The sequence below is a fragment of the Peribacillus sp. SIMBA_075 genome (assembly GCF_046534585.1).
The window spans coordinates 1-356 of the sequence record NZ_JAWRYN010000230.1; the positions used below are offsets into that span (position 1 = coordinate 1).

A 356-nucleotide genomic window follows, 5' to 3' on the forward strand; every position below is an offset into this window, starting at 1 on the left:
TTGAAAATTCAAGCAATTACGTGATTCCATTCCACTGCGCGACATGCGGCAACACTTGCAGGTATTGCCGGACATGCATCCAAATGGGGCGCATCAGCAGCTGTACGCAATTGGTTTTGTGGAAAGCGCCGCATATATTAACTAAAAGGCCGCACGCTTTTAGTTGGCATGGCAAGCTGACGCCGCAGCAGGAAAATGCCTCAATAGCCATCTCGGAAAGCATCCGGAAACAAGAACAGCACCTGCTGTATGCGGTTTGCGGTGCCGGCAAAACAGAAATTCTTTTTTCGCCAATTCATGAAGCGCTGCAAAAAGGATTGCGGATATGCGTGGCAGCACCGCGCACCGATGTCATC

General features: G+C 50.3%; 1 protein-coding gene. It reads left to right on the forward strand.

The window, feature by feature from the left end; all coding sequences use genetic code 11:
* Nucleotides 1-83 precede the first annotated feature (83 nt).
* Nucleotides 84-356 (forward strand): DEAD/DEAH box helicase family protein (locus SB775_RS27995; protein ID WP_410864419.1); only part of this gene is annotated, 273 nt, incomplete at its 3' end.